This is a genomic window from endosymbiont of Bathymodiolus septemdierum str. Myojin knoll (genome assembly GCF_001547755.1).
Taxonomy (GTDB): domain Bacteria; phylum Pseudomonadota; class Gammaproteobacteria; order PS1; family Pseudothioglobaceae; genus Thiodubiliella.
Genome location: NZ_AP013042.1, coordinates 1118092 through 1137887, shown reverse-complemented (window position 1 = coordinate 1137887; position 19796 = coordinate 1118092). Strand labels below are relative to the sequence as shown.

Sequence of the window (19796 nt, the reverse complement as noted above, 5' to 3'; positions counted from 1 at the left end):
TTACCAAAAATACATCCTTTAATCAGTTAAAATATGCATCCAAAGAGTAAATAAACCCACACGGAGTTCAGTATGTCATTATTAATTACCGACGAATGTATCAATTGCGATGTTTGTGAACCAGAGTGCCCAAATGAAGCGATTTTTATGGGTGATGAAATCTACGAAATTGACGGTGATAAATGCACTGAATGTGTCGGGCATTTTGATGAGCCACAATGTGTTGAAGTTTGCCCTGTTGACTGTTGTCTGCCTGACCCAGACCGCGTTGAAACGGAAGCGGAATTATTGGCAAAAATTAAATAATAAGCGATAAAAAAGGCAGTCAATTGACTGCCTTTTTTATTGTTGCTTTAACAAACTTACTTACCAAGCGTCTCTTTAAGTGCCGCCAAACATAAAGTAATATTTTCTTTTCTTGAGGAATGACCCATCAAGCCAATACGCCATACTTTGCCTGCATAAGCGCCCAGTCCCGCACCGATTTCCAAATTGTAATCATTTAACAAAGTTGCGCGCACTTGTGCATCATCGACACCTTCTGGAATAAACACAGCATTTAATTGAGGCAAGCGGTCTGCTTTGTCAACCAAGAAATTAATACCCATCGCTTCCAAGCCGTCACGCAATATTTCGTGATTGCTCTGATGACGCGCCCAAGCATTTTCCAAACCTTCATCTGTCAACATTACCAGCGACTCATGCAAACCGTATAAAGTGTTAACAGGTGCAGTATGGTGGTAAGTTCGTTTTGCACCTTCACCCCAATAGCCCATCACTAAATTAAGGTCTAAGAACCAAGAAGTTACCGGCGTTTTACGATTACGGACTTTGGTTAAGGCGCGCTCGTTAAAACTGACTGGTGAGATACCTGGCATCGCCGACAAGCATTTTTGTGTGCCTGAATAAATCGCATCAATTTCCCATTCGTCTACTCGTAATTCAGAGCCGCCTAACGAAGTTACTGCGTCAACAATAGTAATGCAATCATTCTCGTGTGCAATTTTGCAAAGTGCTTGTGCATCAGAACTGGCACCCGTTGAAGTTTCCGCATGTACAAATGCCAAGATTTTTGCATCGGCATTGTCCTTCAATGCTTGCTCAACTTTATCCACAGAAACTGCCGTTCCCCAGTCATCATTAACAATAATTGCTTCACCACCAAAACGCGTAACATTCTCCTGCATACGCATTCCGAACACGCCATTGATACAAATCACAACCTTATCACCTGGCTCAACCAAATTCGCAAAACAAGTCTCCATTCCCGCAGAACCCGGCGCTGATACTGGCATCGTCAATTCGTTTTCAGTCTGAAACGCATACTTCAACGCCTCCTTAGTCTCGTCCATCATTCCCACAAAAGCAGGGTCAAGATGACCAATTGTTGGTCGTGCCATCGCCGACAAAATGCGTGGATGCACATCACTTGGGCCAGGGCCCATTAAGGTTCTTACAGGGGGGTTAAATGATTTCATAATGTTTTATAGGGTTAATAAATTCAAAGAAATCATTATAATGTCTTAGTATGTCAATTGTTTACGAATTATCTCACACACTGCCTAAGGGTATTGTGAGTAGTTTTTGTAGTTATTATGCAAACATTATCAATCACCTTTAAAAAATCAGACGATAGATCTAAACCTAAGGTTTTCTTTAGTAATTTATTCTATAAAATTTCATCTAACAGCATGTGTGAAAATGTTGACTTATGAATTATTTTTTGTAGAAGTTATACGCCAAAAGACTCAATAGAAAAATACACTGAAAATCACTCTAATCCTGAGAAAATAGTAGTAAATCGAATGTTTTAAGTTATTTTGATTTTAAAATGATTAATAATCAGAAACAATGGATAATGATATGTCAAAATATAGTCAGTAATAGGTTTTACAATTAACTAGGAGAATTGATATGATTACAATATCACCTGAAAATATGACAGTGGCAGAGAAATTATCTGCTATGGAGGTAATTTGGAATGATTTATGTCAGCATAGTTCGTTTGAATCGCCTGATTGGCATAAGACTGTTTTGAGTTTGCGTGAACAACAGCGTGCAGAGGGTAGTCAACCCCCTATGAATTGGGAAAAAGCAAAACAACAAATACGCAATAAGGTTCAATGAACATAAAAATATTGCCGAGTGCCAATGATGATTTACTCAATGGCTATCAATTTTATGAACAACAGCAGCAAGGTCTAGGGGGTTATTTTCTTAATAGTTTATTCTCAGATATTGATTCGTTACTTGTCTATCATGGTGTGCATTTAGTTCTGTTTGAAAAATACCATCGTTTACTTTCAAAGCGATTTCCTTTCGCTGTTTACTATACGATTGAGAACAAAGTAATTATTATCTACGGCGTATTTGATTGTCGAAAGCAGCCTGCTTGGATAAAAAGTAGATTTGAATAGTGGATATTATTCAACAATTACAACACACACTGCCTAAGGGTATTGTCATCACTGGCGAGGAGAGCACACGCCCATTTGAGTGTGATGGCTTGAGTGTATATCGTCAAAAACCTTTAGCAGTAGTGCTTCCTGAGAGTGTTGAGCAAATTAAACAAACCATTGATATTTGTCGTGAGCATAAAACACCAATTGTAACACGCGGGGCAGGCACTGGATTGGCAGGGGGTGCGATGCCGCTCTCAGAATCGGTGGTGTTGGGGCTTTCAAAACTGAATAAAGTTAAATCTATTGATGTAGAAAAACGACTGGCGGTGGTTGAGCCAGGCGTTAGAAATATCGCAATTAGTGAGGCGGTGGCAGAGTTTGGATTGTATTATGCCCCCGATCCATCCAGTCAGATTGCTTGTACGATTGGGGGCAATGTTGCGGAGAATTCGGGCGGGGTGCATTGTTTGAAATATGGCTTGACGGTGCATAATATTGAAGCACTCAAGGTGCTCACGATTAATGGCGAGGAATTGAGTTTAAGTCGTGAAGACGAAGGTTTGGGTTTGTTGGCATTAATGAATGGCTCAGAAGGCTTGCTGGGTATCGTGACTGAGGTTAGTGTCAAACTCACGCCAACGCCTGAATTAGCACGCGTGGTAATGGCAGGCTTTGATTCTGTGCGTGATTGTGCCAATGCAGTGGCTGATATTATCAAGGCAGGGATTATTCCTGCTGGGTTGGAAATGATGGACAGTTTTGCCATTGAAGCCGCCGAAGGCTTTGCCAATGTTGGTTACCCACTTGACGCAAAGGCGTTGCTGCTGTGCGAATTAGACGGCACGACCGAACAAGTACAAGCAGAATTAGATACCGTGCTAAAAGTGTTATCAAACGCATCATCGTTAAAGGTTTCCGAAAACGAAGAAGAGCGACTTAATTTATGGAAAGGGCGCAAATCGGCATTCCCTGCAGTAGGTAGATTGTCGCCTGATTATTATTGTATGGATGGCACTATCCCCCGTCGTCATTTGGCAGATATGTTGGAGAAAATTAACGAACTAAGTAAGAAATATCAACTCAGAGTAGCGAATGTTTTTCACGCAGGGGATGGTAACCTGCACCCACTTATTTTGTACGATGCCAATGTTGCAGGGGAATTAGAAAAAACCGAAGAATTTGGCACAGAAATCTTAAAACTTAGCGTTGATATGGGTGGCAGCATTACTGGTGAACATGGTGTGGGTGTGGAAAAATTAAACGCCATGTGTCATCAATTTAACAACAAAGAATTAGAAATTTTTCATAAGATTAAGGCGGCATTCGACCCCAAGTTATTGTTAAACCCTGGCAAAGCCGTACCCGAATTACATCGCTGTGCGGAGTTGGGTGCTATGCATGTGCATCACGGCAAATTACCCCACCCAGAATTGGAGCGTTTTTAATGAATGCAATAAAAAACCCAACGCACGCACGCATTCAACAATTACAAACTTTGGTTAAGGCGTCTAGCAATTTACATATTAACAGTGCATTGTTAGATTATTCAGGCGTGGTGGAATATTACCCCGAAGAGCTGGTTATGACCGTGCGAGCAGGCACACCCATTGCACAGATTAAAAAACAACTTGAAAGCAATAACCAAGTTTTGCCTTTTTACACCGATAACGACAACACGAGCATTGGCGCCGTGTATGCCAATGGCGGGCAAGACTTGTCAGATAGCGTGTTAGGCGTGCAAATTATTGACGGCAACGGCGAGCTCTTAAATTTTGGCGGTCAAGTGATAAAAAATGTCGCTGGCTATGATGTCGCGCGTTTGTTGGTTGGCTCAAAAGGGCGTTTGGCAATCATCACCCAAATCAGTTTCAAAGTCCTACCAAGCACTTATGTTGGCAAATTGTCCCCGCCCATTAAAAACAAATCCAGTTCAACATTACACAATGAGATTGAACAAAAGTTAAAATTTGTGTTTGATCCTAGGGGGATTTTTAAATGACACAATGGCAAAAAGTTAAAATTGGCGATTTGTTTAATCTTGAAATGTGGTTTGGATGAACAAAAAAGCCATTGTAACCAAAGTTGAAAAATTGCTTGAAATTTGCGATAAACTACAAGCTAAAATTACTACTAATCAAACTTATACCGAGCAACTAATGCAAGCAGTGCAACCGATTAAATTAACGACTTAAAAAAAATATGACTAAAAACCTAGCGATATACCAAAATGAAAACGGTGCGATTGAGTTAAAAACCGACTCAAATGCTGAGACTATTTGGGCAAATCTTAATGAAATTTCAGCCTTATTTAATGTGGATAAATCTGGTATATCTAGACACATTAAAAATATTTATCAAGAAAATGAATTGGATAAAAATCCAACAGTTGCATTTTTTGCAATAGTTCAAAAATAAGGTGATAGAGAGGTTAAAAGAGAGGTAGAGTTTTATAATTTGGATAAAGAAAATGCTACAAATTAAATCAACGGTTTAATAAAATATGACTACTAAAAAACAATTTATAGAATGAATCAGTGTTAAGAACTGAGATTGAACAGAAATTAAAGCAAGTATTTGACCCTGGGGATGTTTTTAAATGACACAATGGCGAATAAGCTCGAAAAGCACTAAATACATTCGGCTTACTGTTAAAATTGTTGGGTTTTTTTTGGTAGTAAAATGGGGTATTTAAAAGCGTTGGATGAGTTGGAATATGAAATTTATAGGAGTGTTTTGTGGTGAATTTTGAAAAACTAATAGATACTTCCTTTGTTGATATAAGTATAAATCCAGCATTGCTATCTATTGATAAAAAACATGTTCTTAGTTTGATCAATGATTTTGAAAGTGGAAAATGGAGGTACGACAAATTCCAGAATTATATTTGGGACAACATTGCGGAAACAGCCTTATCTAAAAATGAAAGAGATAAGCTCATAGAAAAGCCCAACTCCGCATTAATAGAGTCTGCGAAGAAGTTACGCATAACCAGTAATGACACTATTGGCAAGGGTAGTGAGTTATGTGAAATATTGCTTTATGGCATTATGAAAGACTATTACTCTGCCCTGCCTATCGTTCCTAAAATTTTTTACAAACAAAACTCTCAAGACAACGCAAAAGGTGCGGATAGTGTTCATATAGTTATTGAAGATAAGGGTAATGACTTTTCTTTGTGGTTTGGTGAGGCTAAATTTTATAAAAATATTGATGGCGCTATTGATAGCGCAATAGGATCTGTTGATAATTTTCTTAGAAACGACAATCAAATAAAAAAAGAAAATAGTATTATTACATCGGTTTCTGATATTGATAATATGGGTTTATCTAGTGAGTTAGTGGAGAAAATAAAATCTACTTTAAGTGGTGAAAATTCACTTGACAACATAAAGCCAAAAATCAATATTCCAATTTTATTATTGCATGAGTGTGATATTACAAAGAAAGAAAACGAACTTACAGAAGAGTATAAAAATAAAATGATTTCTTCTCATAAGAAAAAAGCCAATAAATATTTTAAAAAACAAGTTAAGGTAATGTCTAATATTTTTAAATATTCAAATATTAAGTTTCATTTAATATTATTTCCAATTCCTAATAAAAGAGATATTGTCGATAGATTTATTAGTAATGCAGAGTATTATCGGGCACCATAAAAATGGATATTTTCAAAAATTGCCAAAATATTAATAGTCTAATTTCTTCTAATGAAGAAGAGGCAAGAGAAAAATTGATTAAATTATTAGATTCTTGTAATTGGGATATAAGCCAAGATGATGACGCAATTGAATACAGTCATATTATTAATAACCTTATTAGACAACTTGGACTTTATCCGTATTTGAATATATCAACATCTTCTTGGCAAGAAAATTTTATTTACGAGGCTTTCAAAACAGATGTTGGTGACGACAAACCAATAACACTACATAGAGAGCAATCATCAGTGCTAAAAGATTTGATAGATGGTAAAAATTTGGCAATTATTGCCCCCACTAGTTTTGGGAAAAGTTTTATTATTGATGCTTTTATAGCGTTAAAACAGCCTAAAAATATTGTAATTATTGTTCCAACAATCGCATTAACAGATGAAACAAGAAGAAGGCTACAAAAGAAATTTTCAGATCGATATAAAATTATTACCACTTCGGAAATAGAGTTAGGTGAAAAAAATATTTTCATATTTCCGCAAGAAAGAGCCCTGCATTATGTAGATAAAATAGCAGAGTTAGATATGCTTGTAATTGATGAGTTTTACAAGGCTAGTGCTGATTTTGATAAACAAAGATCTACTTCGCTGTTGAATGCTATTTTAAAACTTGGGGAAAAGTCCAAGCAAAAGTATTTTTTAGCACCAAATATTTCAGAGATTCAATCAAATCCTTTTACAGAAGGTATGGAAATAGAGCGTATTGATTTCAATACTGTTTTCTTGAATATTCATGACACCTATAAAACCATTAAAAACAATGACAAAAAATCGGAATTATTAAAAATACTAAACAATACAAGAGACAAAACTTTAATTTATGCTGGAACATTCACTCAAATAGCCAAGCTATCAGAAATAGTAAGAGATGATTTTCCTGATTTAGATAGTGATTTACTTAATAATTTTTCACAATGGGTTGCTACAAACTACTCTCAAGATTGGGAGCTGGTTAATTTAATTAAAAAAGGAACGGGGGTACACAACGGTAGATTGCATCGCTCATTAAGCCAGATTCAAATTAAATTATTTGATAAGGATGATGGACTTAAAAATATAATTTCAACATCTTCCATTATTGAAGGAGTTAATACATCAGCAAAAAATATAATTTTTTTTGGTAGAAAAAACGGAAATTCAAATTTAAAATATTTTGACTATAAAAATTTAATTGGTCGTGGCGGACGAATGTTTAAGCATTTTATTGGTGAAATATATTTACTTGAAAAGCCACCAGAAGAAGAGGGGGTGCAATTGTCTTTAGAAGTGCCAAAAGAATTAATTGATGAAAATAATATAGAAAACTTTACTAATAATAATTTTCAAAAAGAGGCTATTGATTTTTATGGAAAAATGAACAATAAATTAGGAGGGTTGGTTTATAAAAAATTGCGTAGACAGTCTTTTTTTGAAGAAAATAACTGGACTTTAATAGAAGCGTTAGCAGATGATATGATAGAAAAACCTGGCGAATGGAATGGGCTTAACTATTTGAATACTGTCAATACGGGACACTGGGAAAGGCATTTGTACAAAGTATTAAAAATAGCAAAAAGAGGGCCATCTGGTGAGTTAGTAAAATTTATTAAAATATCTCCTTTAGGCTGGGATAAGAGTATTCCAAATTTGATTAACAAACTTGATATTTCAGTTAATAAATTTTTTGAATTAGAAAAAAAAGTCAGCTTCAGTGTTTCAAATATATTTAATTGTGTCAATATTTTACAGAAAGAAATATTACCAAATTTAAATACAGATATATCTCCATTTACTACAAAACTTTCTTATGCATTCTTACCAAAAAATGTATATTTACTTGAAGAATACGGCTTACCTAGAATGATTTCTAAAAAAATACATTTATCTGGATTGATAAACTTAGAAAATAACGATAGAAATTTACATTCTATTATCGATAATTTTAACGAAGTAACTTGTGAAAAAATTATTCAACAGGTTGAAAGTTTGGATGATTTTGACAAATATATTCTAAAATATTTTTTTAATGGCATCAAAAGGTAAGATATGAAGACTACCCCACTCATCATCTACCAAACCGAAGATGGAAAAGTCAAAATCGAAACGCATTTTGAAAATGAAAGCGTTTGGCTTACTCAGCAACAAATAGCAGTGCTTTTCGATAAAGATAGGAGTGTTATCACCAAGCATATTGGCAATATTTTTAGTGATGGAGAGTTGGGACAAAAAAGCAATGTGCAAAATTTGCACATTGCAAATTCGGATAAATCTGTTAAGTTTTACAATCTTGATGTGATTATTTCAGTGGGTTATAGAGTCAAATCTCGTCAAGGAGTGCATTTTAGAAAATGGGCGACGGCACTTATCAAAGAGTATTTGATAAAGGGCTTTGCAATCAACGATGACCTGTTAAAAGAAGTTGGCGGTGGAAACTATTTTGATGAATTATTGGCTCGTATTCGTGATATTCGTTCGTCGGAAAAGGTATTTTGGCGTAAGGTTTTAGATGTTTATGCCACAAGTATTGATTACGATTCCAAAACAGAACAATCTATCAAGGTGTTTAAAACCATACAAAATAAAATGCACTGGGCAAGTCACGGGGAAACAGCGGCTGAAACGGTCTATAAACGAGTAGATTCGTCAAAAAAAAATATAGGATTAACCAATTTCAAAGGCGAAATACCGTCAAAGAGGGAGGCTGAAATTGCTAAAAATTATCTTGCAAAAGACGAGTTAGATATTTTGAACCGAATGGTAACGGCATTTTTGGAAATTGCAGAAATACAAGCCTTAGACCGCACACCAATGTATATGGCTGATTGGATTAAGCAGTTGGATGCTTTTTTGAAAATGACCAATAAGGATATTTTGCAACATTCTGGGACTATTAGTCATCAACAAGCCATTGAAAAAGCACATCGTGAATATGGAATTTACAAAGAGAAAACAAACAATAGAATCACACAAGTTGAAAAAGATTTTATTAAACAACTTGAGGGAAAAGTTAAAGACTTGAAGTAATAAGGCTTACCAAAGAAAATGCAAACTATTGACATTAAAAACCTAAAAGCCAACGACATCATTCGCAAATGCGTGCATTGTGGATTTTGTTTGGCGACTTGCCCAACTTATCAACTGTTGGGTAATGAGCTAGACTCACCGCGTGGGCGCATTTATTTGATTAAATCGGCTTTAGAGAATAATGATACTTCTGTCAACAGCCTGCAACATTTAGACCGATGTTTAACTTGTCGTTCGTGTGAAACCACTTGCCCATCGGGGGTGGAATATGGGCAGTTGATAGATATTGGCAGGGCGCTTGTTGAGGAAAAACGACCACTATGGCAAAAGGTATATCGCTCTACTGTGCGACAGTTTTTAACCACGCCAGCGTTGTTTAATAGCGTTGGATTTTTGTTGCGCCATTCTAAAATTCAAACGCCCGTTATTGAGCCGAAAACTTCTAAAAATAAAGTTTTATTATTAGGTGGTTGCGTGCAGCCCACTTTGGCACCAAATATCAATCATAGTATTAAAAATATCCTAACAAAATTAGGTTATGAAATAACAGAAACCCCGCAAAAAGAATGCTGTGGTGCTATTGACCAACACCTAAATGCACATGAGAAAGCCCTCAAAAAAATAAAAATCAATATTGATACTTGGTTATTGTCAGACGCAGAAACCATCATTTCCAGTGCCAGTGGTTGTGGTTTAATGGTTAAAGACTATCCAACTTTATTCGACGCCTCAGACCCATATCAGCAAAAAGCGCAACAAATTGCCAACAAAACCCAAGACATTGCTGAATTTTTAATTGACAAAGACCTGTCTCAACTTAACTTGCAATCCGCTAACCTTTCATACCATGAACCTTGTACGCTACAACACGGGCAACAATTGGGCGGTTTGGTCAGCGCACTACTCAAAAAATTAGGCTATCACGCCACCCCTGTCAAAGACGCACACCTGTGTTGTGGATCTGCTGGCACCTACTCAATATTTCAGCCTAAACTTGCGAATCAACTAAAAGCCAATAAGCTCAAAAATCTACAAGCCAACAATCCAGACCTTATTGTTACCGCAAACATCGGTTGCTTGATGCATTTGCAAAAGGGCACAAAAATCCCTGTGAAACACTGGGTTGAATTATTAGATGCAAATCTCTCTGAGGAGACCACTGCATTAACCTAGTGCGACTTAGGGGGTGCAGAAAATAGTGCATTTTTCACCCAAAAATGAGGAGAATAGCCAGTTATTTGACGAGTTTTTGGGTGAAAAAGGTGCTGTTTTATGTGTTTCATAAGTTGTGGTGGGTTAATGCAGTGGTCTCCTGAGCCTAAAACCCACTAAACCCATACCATTGCGGAAATAGTATTAAACTCAATAACACGGTAACTTGAATGATAATAAAGGGCATAACACCTTTGTAAATATCAGTGGTTTGGATGGATTTTGGGGCGACACCTTTAAGGTAAAAAAGGCTAAATCCAAAGGGCGGCGTTAAGAATGAAGCTTGTAGATTCATAGCGATAAGGATGGCGAACCATTGCATATCGATGCCGAGGGAGAGGGCGATTGGATAGAATATTGGGACGATGATAAGGGAGATTTCTACGAAGTCAATGAAGAAGCCAAGGATAAGAATGACAGCCATTGAGATAAGAATAAAACTCATTTCTTTGGCGGGTAGACCGTGAATAAATTCCTCTACCAAGATATCGCCACCGCTGTAAGTGAATACCATTGAAAAGGCGGTGGCACCGACTAAAATGGCAAATACCATAGAGGTGATTTTAACAGTTTCAAGACTGGATTGATAGACGATATCCCAATTTAATCGGCGGTAGATTAGTGCCAATAATAAGGCACCGACAGCACCAATTGAAGCAGATTCTGTTGGGGTGGCAATGCCTGAGAAAATTGAGCCGAGTACCGCAATAATGAGACTGATGGGCGGCACAATAGCTTTGGCAACCCGCCAATACTTACCTGCACTTGGGTTACGGCTTAGGGTGGCAGGTGCAGCGTCTTTATCCCAATAGGCAATTGCCAGTACATAGACGATATAACTACCGACTAAGACCAAGGATGGCATCACAGCACTGCGGAATAAATCGCCGACGGGTACGCCAAGTACATCGGCTAAGATAATAAGAACAATGGAGGGTGGAATGATTTGCCCCAAGGTACCTGAAGCGCAGATAACCCCCGTGGAAAGTGTCTTTTTGTAGTTGTGTTTGAGCATTACAGGCAGGGAAATCACACCCATGGCAATGACGCTAGCACCAACGACGCCTGTGGAAGCGGCGAGTAGCGAGCCGACTAGAATAGTGGAAACGGCTAAACCACCGCGAATGTTGCCGAATAAATCGCCCATCGCCTCAAGCAGTTGCTCTGCCAGTCGGGTTTTTTGTAGTACGATGCCCATGAAAATGAATAATGGAACTGCCATTAAAATAGTATTTTCCATGACGCTCATAATACGATACGGCATAAAGCCGAATAAATCAATACCCTCGCTAAGCGTGCCAAAAATAACAGCAACACCTGCAAAAGTAAAAGCGACGGGGAAGCCGACCATTAATAATAGCAAGGTGACGGCAAACATAATCAAGCCAATCATTGTTTTAGCACCTCAACATTATCTTTAGCAAATAATCCGCCAGAAATAATGACCAAAATAAAACTGAGTGGAATGACACTTTTAATGACAAATCGATGGGTTAAGCCGCCAGGGTCGCCACTTTGCTCATTAATTGCGTATGCCGAATAAGCGAAGTCAATACCATAATAGCTGATTAGCAAACTGATTGGCAAGATGAAAATTACAAAGCCGATTAGATTGATGATTGCCTGCTTTTTCGCGGTAAATTTTGCATAGAAAATATCTACCCTAACATGTGCATCCGTCTGCAAGGTGTAGGCAATACCCAATAAGAACATAGATGAAAATACATGCCATTCCATTTCTTGCAGGGCAATGGACGAGTTATTAAAACCGTAACGAAGCCAAACATCAATAAAGACATTGGCAATTGTCAATAACAACAGCCCAACAGTCAGCCTTTCTAACCATTGGGTATATATTTTACGCAAAGACCTTTATTGCTTAGATTGAGAGTTTAAGTAAGCTTGATCGGAGATTGCGGTCCAAGCGCGTATTTTCTTCAAATAATTAGCCTGAGATTCAATGATTTTTTTCGAAAGCGGGTTATTTGCAGCTAACTTTTTAAGTAATTTGTCATTTGCAGCTCTAAGTGCATCAAATACAGGCTTAGGAAAGGTTTTAACTTTGATATTTGGAAAATCTTTTTTCATGCTTGCCCAGTTTTTAGCGCTTTCGTGTTCAGATTGATCATACATTTGATAAGCTGAAAGTTTCATCGCTGTAATCAAGATTGTTTGTAAATCTTTTGGCAGCGAGTTGTATTTTTTTAGATTAATTAGAAATTGTAATTCTGTGCCAGGCTCATGCCAACCTGTGTAGTAGTAAGGGGCAATTTTATGAAAACCCATACGAAAATCCAATGAAGGGCCTACCCATTCTAATGCATCAATTGTGCCACGATCAAGTGCTGTGTAGAGTTCGCCCGCTGGAATATTGGTAGGCTTCGCACCAACTTCTGACATAATCTCACCAGCAAAACCTGGGATGCGCATTTTTAAGCCCTTAAGATCATTAACTGAATTGATTTCTTTTTTAAACCAGCCACCCATTTGATTTCCTGTGCTACCACCAATGACTGATTTTAATCCGTGTTTGCTATAAACTTCGTCCATTAATTCATTGCCACCACCATATTCAAACCAAGCATGCTGTTCATCAGTTGTCATGCCAAAAGGCATTGAGGTGAAAAATAAAGTATTAATGTCTTTACCTTTCCAATAGTAAGAGCCTGAGTGACCTAAGTCATATTGACCTGATTTGACAAAGTCAAAAATACCTAAGGCTGATTTGTGTTTGTTTTTAGAATCAATACGGATTTTTAAGCGACCATTTGACATTGCCTCTGCTAATTTTTTAAATTTCTTAGTTGCATCGCCAAAAATCGGGAAGTTACTCGGCCAAGTTTCCGCTAATTTTAAAGTATAAACTTTGTCGTTGTGGCTGTGACTGTCACTCTGTTTTTTATCATTGTTAAACCAACCTGCGTTAGCAGTTGTAACCATTAATATAGTCGTTATAAATAATTGAATTAATTTTTTCATTTTTCTTCTCCTCGTGTGTTTATTTTAAGTTGCGCCATAATAGCACGATTGTTAGAATTATAATCTTTAAAAGTTTGAATATCTGTAAAATTTTTCTTTAATAAGTCGATAATTGCTTCTTGCTGATTGTACCCATGTTCTAACAGTAAAAAACCCTGCGTATTTAAATAAGTAGGCGCTTGATTAATAATTATTTTAATATCTTTTAAGCCGTCTTTCCCAGAGGTTAGCGCACTAATAGGTTCATAGCGTAAATTAATTAAATGTTCATCTTCTTCTTTAATGTAAGGTGGATTAGAAATAATAAAGTCAAAGGTTTGATTTGGCACGGCTTCAAACCAACTACCTTGTTGAAAGTTGATTGTCGTAGTGGCATTTTTCTTTGCTACTCTAAGAGCGTCAATGGAAAAATCGGTGGCAGTGACTTGCCAATGTGGATTTTTGTCTGCTAAAGTTACAGCAATAACCCCGCTACCTGTGCCTAAATCTAATAAAGTACAAGGCTTGTTTTTGAATAAATCCAAAGCAATATCAATTAAGAGTTCGGTTTCAGGGCGGGGAATTAAAGTGTCGGGCGTGACTTTGAAATCTAAATGATAAAAGCCTTTTTTACCACTTAAATAAGCAAAAGGCGTACCATTTTGTCGTTGTTTAATGAGTGCATCCAAAGTTGTTTTTTCCGTATTACTTAGCATGCTGTTTGTATGTGTTATCAACCACGCATGACTTTTTTGCAGTGCCAGTTCCAATAACGGCGTGATGTCGGTAAATGGGCTTTTTAAATAATCATTGATACTACGAAGTTTTTGCATCAATCCAATTTTTAAGGGCAACAATCAAACCCAAACCAATAAATGCACCTGGTGGTAACACAGCCAATAGAGTGCCTTGATAGCCCTCAAATACCGTTACACTGAGCGTATCACCAAGGCTACCTAACAGTAACGAAGACTGGTCAAATAGCGTGCCAGAGCCGATGAGTTCACGCATTGCTCCAAGGATAATCAACACGATTGAAAAACCAATGCCCATCATTAATCCATCCAACGCTGATTTGCCCCAGGTATTTTTACTGGCAAAGGCTTCGGCCCTGCCTAAAATCGCACAATTAGTAACAATGAGTGGCACGAAAATACCAAGTATCAAATACAAATCATAAAAATACGACTGCATTGCCAGCTCAACAATGGTCACAAATGATGCAATCAGTAAAATAAATACGGGAATACGGATTTCCTTGCGAATATGATGACGAAAAATTGAAATCGTTGTATTTGACGCCACCAATACAAAAGTTGTCGCCAGCCCAAGACCAATTGCATTAACAATATTATTCGTTACTGCCAATAACGGACATAGCCCCAATAAAGCAACTAAGGCTTGATTATTATTCCATAAGCCATTTTTGGCAATTTTGATGTAATCTTCCATAGGGCTGATTATATCAATGAACGCCTACGAAAATACAATTTCGTCATTAGATAAACCGCCGTAAATGGTGGATCCAGGCAAAAATTCACCTGACAATATCTTTTGTGACAGTGGATTTTCTAACAGTTGTTGAATGGTGCGTTTCAGTGGTCGGGCGCCGAATACTGGGTCGTAGCCTTTATCGACAATCAGGGTCATCGCCTCATCGCTCAATTCAAGTTTAAGGTCTAAATCTGCCAAACGCGATTGTAGAATTTCCACTTGTATTTTGGCAATGCCTTTGATTTGTTCTTTTTCAAGGCTATTGAAAACCACGATTTCATCAATACGATTAACAAATTCTGGGCGGAAATGTTCGCTGACAATTTGCATTAATTCGTTGCGCATATCCTTGCCTGGATTGTCTTGTATTAAATGTGAACCGAGATTTGAAGTCATTACAATCACCGTATTTTTAAAGTCAACAGTGCGACCTTGTCCATCGGTCAAACGCCCGTCATCAAGGACTTGCAAAAGAATATTAAATACATCTGGATGTGCTTTTTCAACTTCATCTAATAAGATGATAGAATAAGGTTTACGACGCACAGCCTCGGTTAGCACGCCACCTTGTTCGTAACCCACATAGCCTGGCGGTGCACCAATTAATCGCGCGACCGAATGTTTTTCCATAAATTCACTCATATCCACGCGCACAATTGCCTGCTCAGTATCAAACAAAAAGTCCGCAAGTGCCTTAGTTAGCTCAGTTTTACCCACACCCGTCGGTCCCATAAATAGAAACGAACCATCAGGGCGATTAGGGTCAGATAAGCCCGCACGAGATCGACGAACAGCATCGGCAATGACCTCGACCGCCTTATCTTGACCGACCAAGCGCTTGTGGATAATGGACTCCATTTGCAAAAGTTTATCTTTTTCGCCTGCCATCATCTTATCGACGGGAATCCCCGTCCATCTTGCGACAATGTGAGCAATTTCATCTTCGGTTACCTTATTACGCAATAGTGTCATTTCTTCTGTATCGGCAGACTCAGCTTCGGTAATTTTGGCTTCTAATTCAGGGATTTTTCCGTATTGTAATTCACTCATTTTTGCCAAATCATTATCACGGTGTGCCGCTTCAAGGTCGGTTTTTGCTTGCTCTAATTCTTCTTTGAGATGTTGTGCGCCTTGCACCACAGATTTTTCTTTCTTCCAAACTTCTTCAAAATCGGCGTATTCTTTTTCGAGTGTTGAGATGTGTTTTTCCAATTCTTTAAATCGCTCTTTTGATGCTTTATCTTTCTCTTTTTTTAATGCCATTCTTTCAATTTTAAGTTGCACCAACTTGCGATCAAGCTTGTCCATTGCTTCGGGTTTTGAATCAATTTCCATGCGGATTTGTGAGGCAGCTTCATCAATCAAATCAATCGCTTTATCAGGTAATTGCCTATCGGTAATATAACGCTGAGAATAGGTAACTGCAGCAATAATCGCAGGGTCAGTAATCTCCACACCATGGTGCACTTCGTATTTTTCCTTTAGACCCCGTAAAATTGCAATGGTATCTTCCTCGGTTGGTTCATCTACTAGAACTTTCTGAAAACGGCGTTCCATCGCCGAATCTTTTTCAATATATTGACGATATTCATCCAGCGTCGTCGCTCCCATACAGTGCAAATCTCCTCGTGCTAGTGCAGGTTTGAGCATATTGCCAGCATCCATTGAACCCTCGCCTTTGCCCGCACCCATCATTGTATGTAATTCGTCAATAAATAAAATCACTTGTCCTTGTTCGCTTTCAAGATCTTTGAGTACGGCTTTCATTCTTTCTTCAAATTCGCCTTTATACTTTGCACCCGCCACTAACGCTGCCATATCTAGCGACAACAAGCGTTTGCCTTTCACACCTTCAGGTACTTCGTTATTAATGATGCGTTGTGCTAAACCTTCTGCAATTGCTGTTTTGCCCACACCCGGTTCGCCAATTAACACAGGGTTGTTTTTTGTGCGTCGTTGCAGAACCTGAATTGCACGACGAATCTCACTGTCTCGCCCAATAACAGGGTCCAATTTTCCATCCTTTGCTTGCTTGGTTAAATCCAATGTGTATTTATTGAGAGCATCTCTTTGTGTTTCTGCATTCTGGTCATTCACGGTTTTTCCTCCTCTTAGTTTGTTAATGGCATCTGCTAGAGATTTTTTATTAACCCCTGCGGTTTTTAATAATTGGGTTGTGGTGTCGTTGCCATCAATAATAGCAAGCAAAAATAACTCGGTGGATAAATAAGTATCGCCTTTTTCCGTGGCTAATTTTTCCGTCAAATTAATCAACCGTAATAAATTCTGAGAAATACCAATATCGCCATTCGGTGTGTTTATCACAGCCAAATTATGAATTTCTTTGTCTGTATTTTTTTTCAAAAGACCCGTATCAACATTGATAGATTTCAGTACATTACTCACACTTGAGGCGCTATCATTTAGCATTGCACTTAATAAATGCACGGCTTCAATCGCTGTATTATTTTTGCCAATCGCAATTGACTGTGCTGAAGCAAGGTCTTGTTGAAATTGTGAAGTTAGTTTGTTAATGTCCATAATTGTTTAAGTTTTTTCTAAGTTATCTTCTATTTATGGGATGATATTGCGATATTCAAGCCAATCACTAAGATATTATGTTAAATTTAGTCCTGTTCGAGCCAGAAATCCCCAACAACACCGGTAGCCTTATTCGCCTGAGTGCCAATATGGGGGTGAGTTTACACCTGATTAAACCCTTTGGATTTGAAATTACCGACAAGCGATTAAGAAGGGCGGGCTTAGACTATAAAGAATTGGCAAATGTTACTGAATATGAGAATTTTCAATATTATTTAGAAAAAGCCAACCCGGAACGCATCTTTGCCGTGAGTTCCAAAGTTAAACAAAATTACGCCGAAGTAAAATACCAAGAGGGCGACTCCTTCCTATTCGGCCCAGAAACACGGGGTTTGCCACAGGAGATATTAAACCAATACAAAGGCATCACTCTACCAATGCAGGCAAATTCTCGCAGTTTAAATCTTTCCAATTGCGTCTCCATCGTCGCCTACGAAGCATGGCGACAAATCAACTTTCAAGGCGCAAAAAATGTATAAATTCATCGCCCTAATGCTACTTTCATCCGTGGTCAGTGCCAACAGTTGCGTCGTCTTGCTATACCACCACTTCTCCGACACCACCCCCAAATCCACCAGCATCAGCCCCGCCTTATTCGAGCAGCATTTGCAATATCTAAAACAACATAATTTCAAAGTATTAAAACTCAACACAATGCTAGACTTATTAGACAGCGATAAATTACCAAACAAATGCGTAGTGCTAACCGCCGATGATGCCTACCAATCCATTGCTGACAACGCCTATCCCTTGCTCAAAAAATACCTAATGCCAATGAGCGTATTCGTCTCCACCAATCCAGTAGACAAAAAATACAACGCCATGATGTCATGGCAACAAATGCGCCAAATACAAGGCAACACCATCCAGTTTTACAATCACAGCACCGACCACACCCACTTTTTAAGCCTAAACAAGCGTGAGATTTCCACACAAATCCAACAAGCACAAAAACGCCTTAACCAAGAATTAGCAAAGTGCGACAACTGGTTTTCCTGTCTCCCCTACGGCAACGACACCACCCCCCTCATCTTCGCCTACCCCTACGGCGAAGCCAGCCCCGCCATTATGCAACAAGTCCGCGACCTAGGTTTCACCGCCTTCGGACAACAATCTGGCGTCGTATCAAAGATGAGTAATCGCCAAAACCTCCCGCGTTTCCCCATGGCAGCACATTACGCCAAAATGCCCAGCTTTAAAACCAAAGTCAACACCTTACCCATGCCCATCAAACCCAACCACAAAAATCCAATCTTCACCCAAAACCCACCCACACTAACACTAACATTCCTCACCCCCTTAAACAAACACCAAAAAGCCAACCTAAACTGCTTCGCCAACGGCGGCGTAGAAATGACTTGGAACAGCAACAAAAGCGTTAAAATAACCGCCAAAACCCCCTTAACCGCCCGTCGTAGCAAATACAACTGCACCATGCCCAGCAACCAAAAAAACCGCTATTATTGGCACAGCATCCAATGGATTAATCCAAAAGTCAAAGAGTAATTGCGTATAATCAAAATTTCATCATTGCAAACAAGACAAAGAATATGAAAGACACAAAACAAAAATTATCCAACTTAACAATATTTCTACACTGGACAACAGGCTTAACCATCATCACACTAGCAGTCATCGGTGTTTATATGAGTGAAAATGAAGCATTTGAACTCTACCCCATTCACAAATCAATCGGCGTTTTAATTTTCGCTCTCATCATCATTAGAGTTTATTGGCGTTTTGTCAATGGCTGGCTACAACCCGTTACCCAATACAAAGCCATCGAACACAATTTGGCAAAAACAATCCACTGGGTGTTAATCATCGCCACAGTTGTCATGCCAATCTCAGGTTTTATCATGTCTGGTGCAGGCGGCTACGGTGTCTCAGTATTTGGTTTAGAAATCATCGCAGCACAATTTGACCCCATCGCCAAAGAAGCCATCCCCCACAATGCACAACTCGCTGGATTTATGGCACAAACCCACGAAATAGCAGGCTGGACGATAATTGTTGCCATTGTTCTACATATTACAGGCGCTATTAAACATCATTTCATTGACAAAGACAACACTTTGAGAAGAATGCTAGGCAAAAATTAGGCAATGTTTAGTCGCCAAAATCTAGCAAGAAAATCTAATCCTTGACATAGCCAAAAACTTGTGGATAATCCAACTTATGAATTTAAATTATAATACCGCACCGCATAAGTCGCCGTTGCATTCGGTTTATTTAGACCGTAAAAGCCCTCTAACCCCCCTTAGTAAATCCCCAGCCACGCTTATTTGTGGTTTTTTTATCATTGTTCTCAACCTATATCAGCAATTATTCAGCATTCTCCGGTTATCCTTAGCACCCTATCTTCACACCGCAAAAGTTTTGCCAAGCACCTCAGACCTCGCACCGCACGCCATATT

General features: G+C 38.4%; 21 protein-coding genes. 14 read left to right on the top strand and 7 right to left on the bottom strand.

The window, feature by feature from the left end; all coding sequences use genetic code 11:
• The first annotated feature begins 72 nt into the window (after positions 1 to 72).
• A complete protein-coding gene (locus BSEPE_RS05945) occupies positions 73 to 306 on the top strand; it encodes a YfhL family 4Fe-4S dicluster ferredoxin (protein ID WP_066045103.1) in 234 nt (77 codons plus the stop codon).
• Between the two features lie 56 nt (positions 307 to 362).
• On the opposite strand, the gene BSEPE_RS05940 is transcribed toward BSEPE_RS05945, so the two are convergent.
• Complete coding sequence (locus BSEPE_RS05940; protein WP_066045101.1) at positions 363 to 1478, bottom strand: pyridoxal-phosphate-dependent aminotransferase family protein; 1116 nt, start codon at positions 1476 to 1478, stop codon at positions 363 to 365.
• Between the two features lie 436 nt (positions 1479 to 1914).
• Between BSEPE_RS05940 and BSEPE_RS05935 the strand changes: the two genes are divergently transcribed.
• The 10 genes from BSEPE_RS05935 to glcF all read left to right on the top strand — a co-directional run bounded on the left by BSEPE_RS05935 (position 1915) and on the right by glcF (position 10287).
• Entirely contained in the window at positions 1915 to 2127 is a 213-nt protein-coding gene (locus BSEPE_RS05935) for an addiction module protein (protein ID WP_070104570.1), read from the top strand.
• Entirely contained in the window at positions 2124 to 2417 is a 294-nt protein-coding gene (locus BSEPE_RS05930) for a hypothetical protein (protein WP_066045099.1), read from the top strand. Before BSEPE_RS05935 ends, BSEPE_RS05930 begins: the two co-directional genes overlap by 4 nt.
• Entirely contained in the window at positions 2417 to 3847 is a 1431-nt protein-coding gene (locus BSEPE_RS05925; RefSeq protein WP_066045097.1) for an FAD-linked oxidase C-terminal domain-containing protein, read from the top strand. Before BSEPE_RS05930 ends, BSEPE_RS05925 begins: the two co-directional genes overlap by 1 nt.
• On the top strand, positions 3847 to 4401 hold the full coding sequence (locus BSEPE_RS05920; protein ID WP_066045094.1) for an FAD-binding protein: 555 nt from the start codon (positions 3847 to 3849) through the stop codon (positions 4399 to 4401). Before BSEPE_RS05925 ends, BSEPE_RS05920 begins: the two co-directional genes overlap by 1 nt.
• Positions 4402 to 4456: 55 nt before the next feature.
• Positions 4457 to 4594, top strand: coding sequence for a hypothetical protein (locus tag BSEPE_RS08050; protein WP_157059391.1), 138 nt, complete (start codon positions 4457 to 4459; stop codon positions 4592 to 4594).
• Between the two features lie 7 nt (positions 4595 to 4601).
• Positions 4602 to 4817 carry a hypothetical protein gene (locus BSEPE_RS05915; protein WP_066045092.1) on the top strand — a complete coding sequence of 72 codons (216 nt, stop codon included), beginning with the start codon at positions 4602 to 4604 and terminating at the stop codon, positions 4815 to 4817.
• 320 nt (positions 4818 to 5137) lie between these two features.
• Complete coding sequence (locus BSEPE_RS05910) at positions 5138 to 6058, top strand: HamA C-terminal domain-containing protein (RefSeq protein ID WP_070104569.1); 921 nt, start codon at positions 5138 to 5140, stop codon at positions 6056 to 6058.
• A 2-nt stretch (positions 6059 to 6060) separates the two neighbouring features.
• On the top strand, positions 6061 to 8133 hold the full coding sequence (locus tag BSEPE_RS05905; RefSeq protein ID WP_070104568.1) for a DEAD/DEAH box helicase: 2073 nt from the start codon (positions 6061 to 6063) through the stop codon (positions 8131 to 8133).
• A 3-nt stretch (positions 8134 to 8136) separates the two neighbouring features.
• Positions 8137 to 9114, top strand: a complete 978-nt coding sequence (gene rhuM, locus BSEPE_RS08045) for a virulence RhuM family protein (protein WP_066045089.1) — start codon at positions 8137 to 8139, stop codon at positions 9112 to 9114.
• 18 nt (positions 9115 to 9132) lie between these two features.
• Positions 9133 to 10287, top strand: a complete 1155-nt coding sequence (gene glcF / locus BSEPE_RS05895) for a glycolate oxidase subunit GlcF (RefSeq protein ID WP_066045087.1) — start codon at positions 9133 to 9135, stop codon at positions 10285 to 10287.
• A gap of 145 nt (positions 10288 to 10432) precedes the next feature.
• Here glcF and BSEPE_RS05890 read toward each other — a convergent pair whose 3' ends face one another.
• From BSEPE_RS05890 to clpB, 6 genes are read right to left on the bottom strand one after another with little or no spacing between them, the layout of a single operon-like run.
• Positions 10433 to 11719, bottom strand: coding sequence for a TRAP transporter large permease (locus BSEPE_RS05890; RefSeq protein WP_066045085.1), 1287 nt, complete (start codon positions 11717 to 11719; stop codon positions 10433 to 10435).
• On the bottom strand, positions 11716 to 12192 hold the full coding sequence (locus BSEPE_RS05885; RefSeq protein WP_066045083.1) for a TRAP transporter small permease subunit: 477 nt from the start codon (positions 12190 to 12192) through the stop codon (positions 11716 to 11718). The genes BSEPE_RS05890 and BSEPE_RS05885 overlap by 4 nt, the downstream gene beginning before the upstream one ends.
• A 6-nt stretch (positions 12193 to 12198) precedes the next feature.
• Positions 12199 to 13305 (bottom strand): TRAP transporter substrate-binding protein, encoded by a 1107-nt coding sequence (locus BSEPE_RS05880; RefSeq protein ID WP_066045080.1) that lies wholly within the window; start codon positions 13303 to 13305, stop codon positions 12199 to 12201.
• Positions 13302 to 14117, bottom strand: a complete 816-nt coding sequence (gene prmC / locus BSEPE_RS05875) for a peptide chain release factor N(5)-glutamine methyltransferase (RefSeq protein WP_066045077.1) — start codon at positions 14115 to 14117, stop codon at positions 13302 to 13304. The genes BSEPE_RS05880 and prmC overlap by 4 nt, the downstream gene beginning before the upstream one ends.
• Entirely contained in the window at positions 14101 to 14736 is a 636-nt protein-coding gene (locus BSEPE_RS05870; protein ID WP_066045076.1) for an electron transport complex subunit E, read from the bottom strand. The genes prmC and BSEPE_RS05870 overlap by 17 nt, the downstream gene beginning before the upstream one ends.
• A gap of 24 nt (positions 14737 to 14760) precedes the next feature.
• Positions 14761 to 17319: an ATP-dependent chaperone ClpB gene (gene clpB / locus BSEPE_RS05865; RefSeq protein WP_066045074.1), complete on the bottom strand. Its 2559-nt coding sequence runs from the start codon at positions 17317 to 17319 to the stop codon at positions 14761 to 14763.
• Positions 17320 to 17396: 77 nt separating this feature from the next.
• On the opposite strand from clpB, the gene BSEPE_RS05860 reads away from it, so the two are divergent.
• From BSEPE_RS05860 to BSEPE_RS05850, 3 genes are read left to right on the top strand one after another with little or no spacing between them, the layout of a single operon-like run.
• A complete protein-coding gene (locus BSEPE_RS05860; RefSeq protein ID WP_066045072.1) occupies positions 17397 to 17858 on the top strand; it encodes a tRNA (cytidine(34)-2'-O)-methyltransferase in 462 nt (153 codons plus the stop codon).
• Positions 17851 to 18885 (top strand): polysaccharide deacetylase family protein, encoded by a 1035-nt coding sequence (locus BSEPE_RS05855; protein ID WP_066045069.1) that lies wholly within the window; start codon positions 17851 to 17853, stop codon positions 18883 to 18885. Before BSEPE_RS05860 ends, BSEPE_RS05855 begins: the two co-directional genes overlap by 8 nt.
• A gap of 44 nt (positions 18886 to 18929) precedes the next feature.
• Entirely contained in the window at positions 18930 to 19481 is a 552-nt protein-coding gene (locus tag BSEPE_RS05850) for a cytochrome b (protein WP_066045067.1), read from the top strand.
• The last annotated feature ends 315 nt before the right edge of the window (positions 19482 to 19796 follow it).

Excerpts from the sequence above, each read along its gene's own strand:
- BSEPE_RS05945 (WP_066045103.1), top strand. The coding sequence starts at position 73 with ATGTCATTATTAATTACCGACGAATGTATCAATTGCGATGTTTGTGAA.
- BSEPE_RS05940 (WP_066045101.1), bottom strand. The coding sequence starts at position 1,478 with ATGAAATCATTTAACCCCCCTGTAAGAACCTTAATGGGCCCTGGCCCA.
- BSEPE_RS05935 (WP_070104570.1), top strand. The coding sequence starts at position 1,915 with ATGATTACAATATCACCTGAAAATATGACAGTGGCAGAGAAATTATCT.
- BSEPE_RS05930 (WP_066045099.1), top strand. The coding sequence starts at position 2,124 with ATGAACATAAAAATATTGCCGAGTGCCAATGATGATTTACTCAATGGC.
- BSEPE_RS05920 (WP_066045094.1), top strand. The coding sequence starts at position 3,847 with ATGAATGCAATAAAAAACCCAACGCACGCACGCATTCAACAATTACAA.
- BSEPE_RS08050 (WP_157059391.1), top strand. The coding sequence starts at position 4,457 with ATGAACAAAAAAGCCATTGTAACCAAAGTTGAAAAATTGCTTGAAATT.
- BSEPE_RS05915 (WP_066045092.1), top strand. The coding sequence starts at position 4,602 with ATGACTAAAAACCTAGCGATATACCAAAATGAAAACGGTGCGATTGAG.
- BSEPE_RS05905 (WP_070104568.1), top strand. The coding sequence starts at position 6,061 with ATGGATATTTTCAAAAATTGCCAAAATATTAATAGTCTAATTTCTTCT.
- rhuM (WP_066045089.1), top strand. The coding sequence starts at position 8,137 with ATGAAGACTACCCCACTCATCATCTACCAAACCGAAGATGGAAAAGTC.
- glcF (WP_066045087.1), top strand. The coding sequence starts at position 9,133 with ATGCAAACTATTGACATTAAAAACCTAAAAGCCAACGACATCATTCGC.
- BSEPE_RS05890 (WP_066045085.1), bottom strand. The coding sequence starts at position 11,719 with ATGATTGGCTTGATTATGTTTGCCGTCACCTTGCTATTATTAATGGTC.
- BSEPE_RS05880 (WP_066045080.1), bottom strand. The coding sequence starts at position 13,305 with ATGAAAAAATTAATTCAATTATTTATAACGACTATATTAATGGTTACA.
- prmC (WP_066045077.1), bottom strand. The coding sequence starts at position 14,117 with ATGCAAAAACTTCGTAGTATCAATGATTATTTAAAAAGCCCATTTACC.
- BSEPE_RS05870 (WP_066045076.1), bottom strand. The coding sequence starts at position 14,736 with ATGGAAGATTACATCAAAATTGCCAAAAATGGCTTATGGAATAATAAT.
- clpB (WP_066045074.1), bottom strand. The coding sequence starts at position 17,319 with ATGGACATTAACAAACTAACTTCACAATTTCAACAAGACCTTGCTTCA.
- BSEPE_RS05860 (WP_066045072.1), top strand. The coding sequence starts at position 17,397 with ATGTTAAATTTAGTCCTGTTCGAGCCAGAAATCCCCAACAACACCGGT.
- BSEPE_RS05855 (WP_066045069.1), top strand. The coding sequence starts at position 17,851 with ATGTATAAATTCATCGCCCTAATGCTACTTTCATCCGTGGTCAGTGCC.
- BSEPE_RS05850 (WP_066045067.1), top strand. The coding sequence starts at position 18,930 with ATGAAAGACACAAAACAAAAATTATCCAACTTAACAATATTTCTACAC.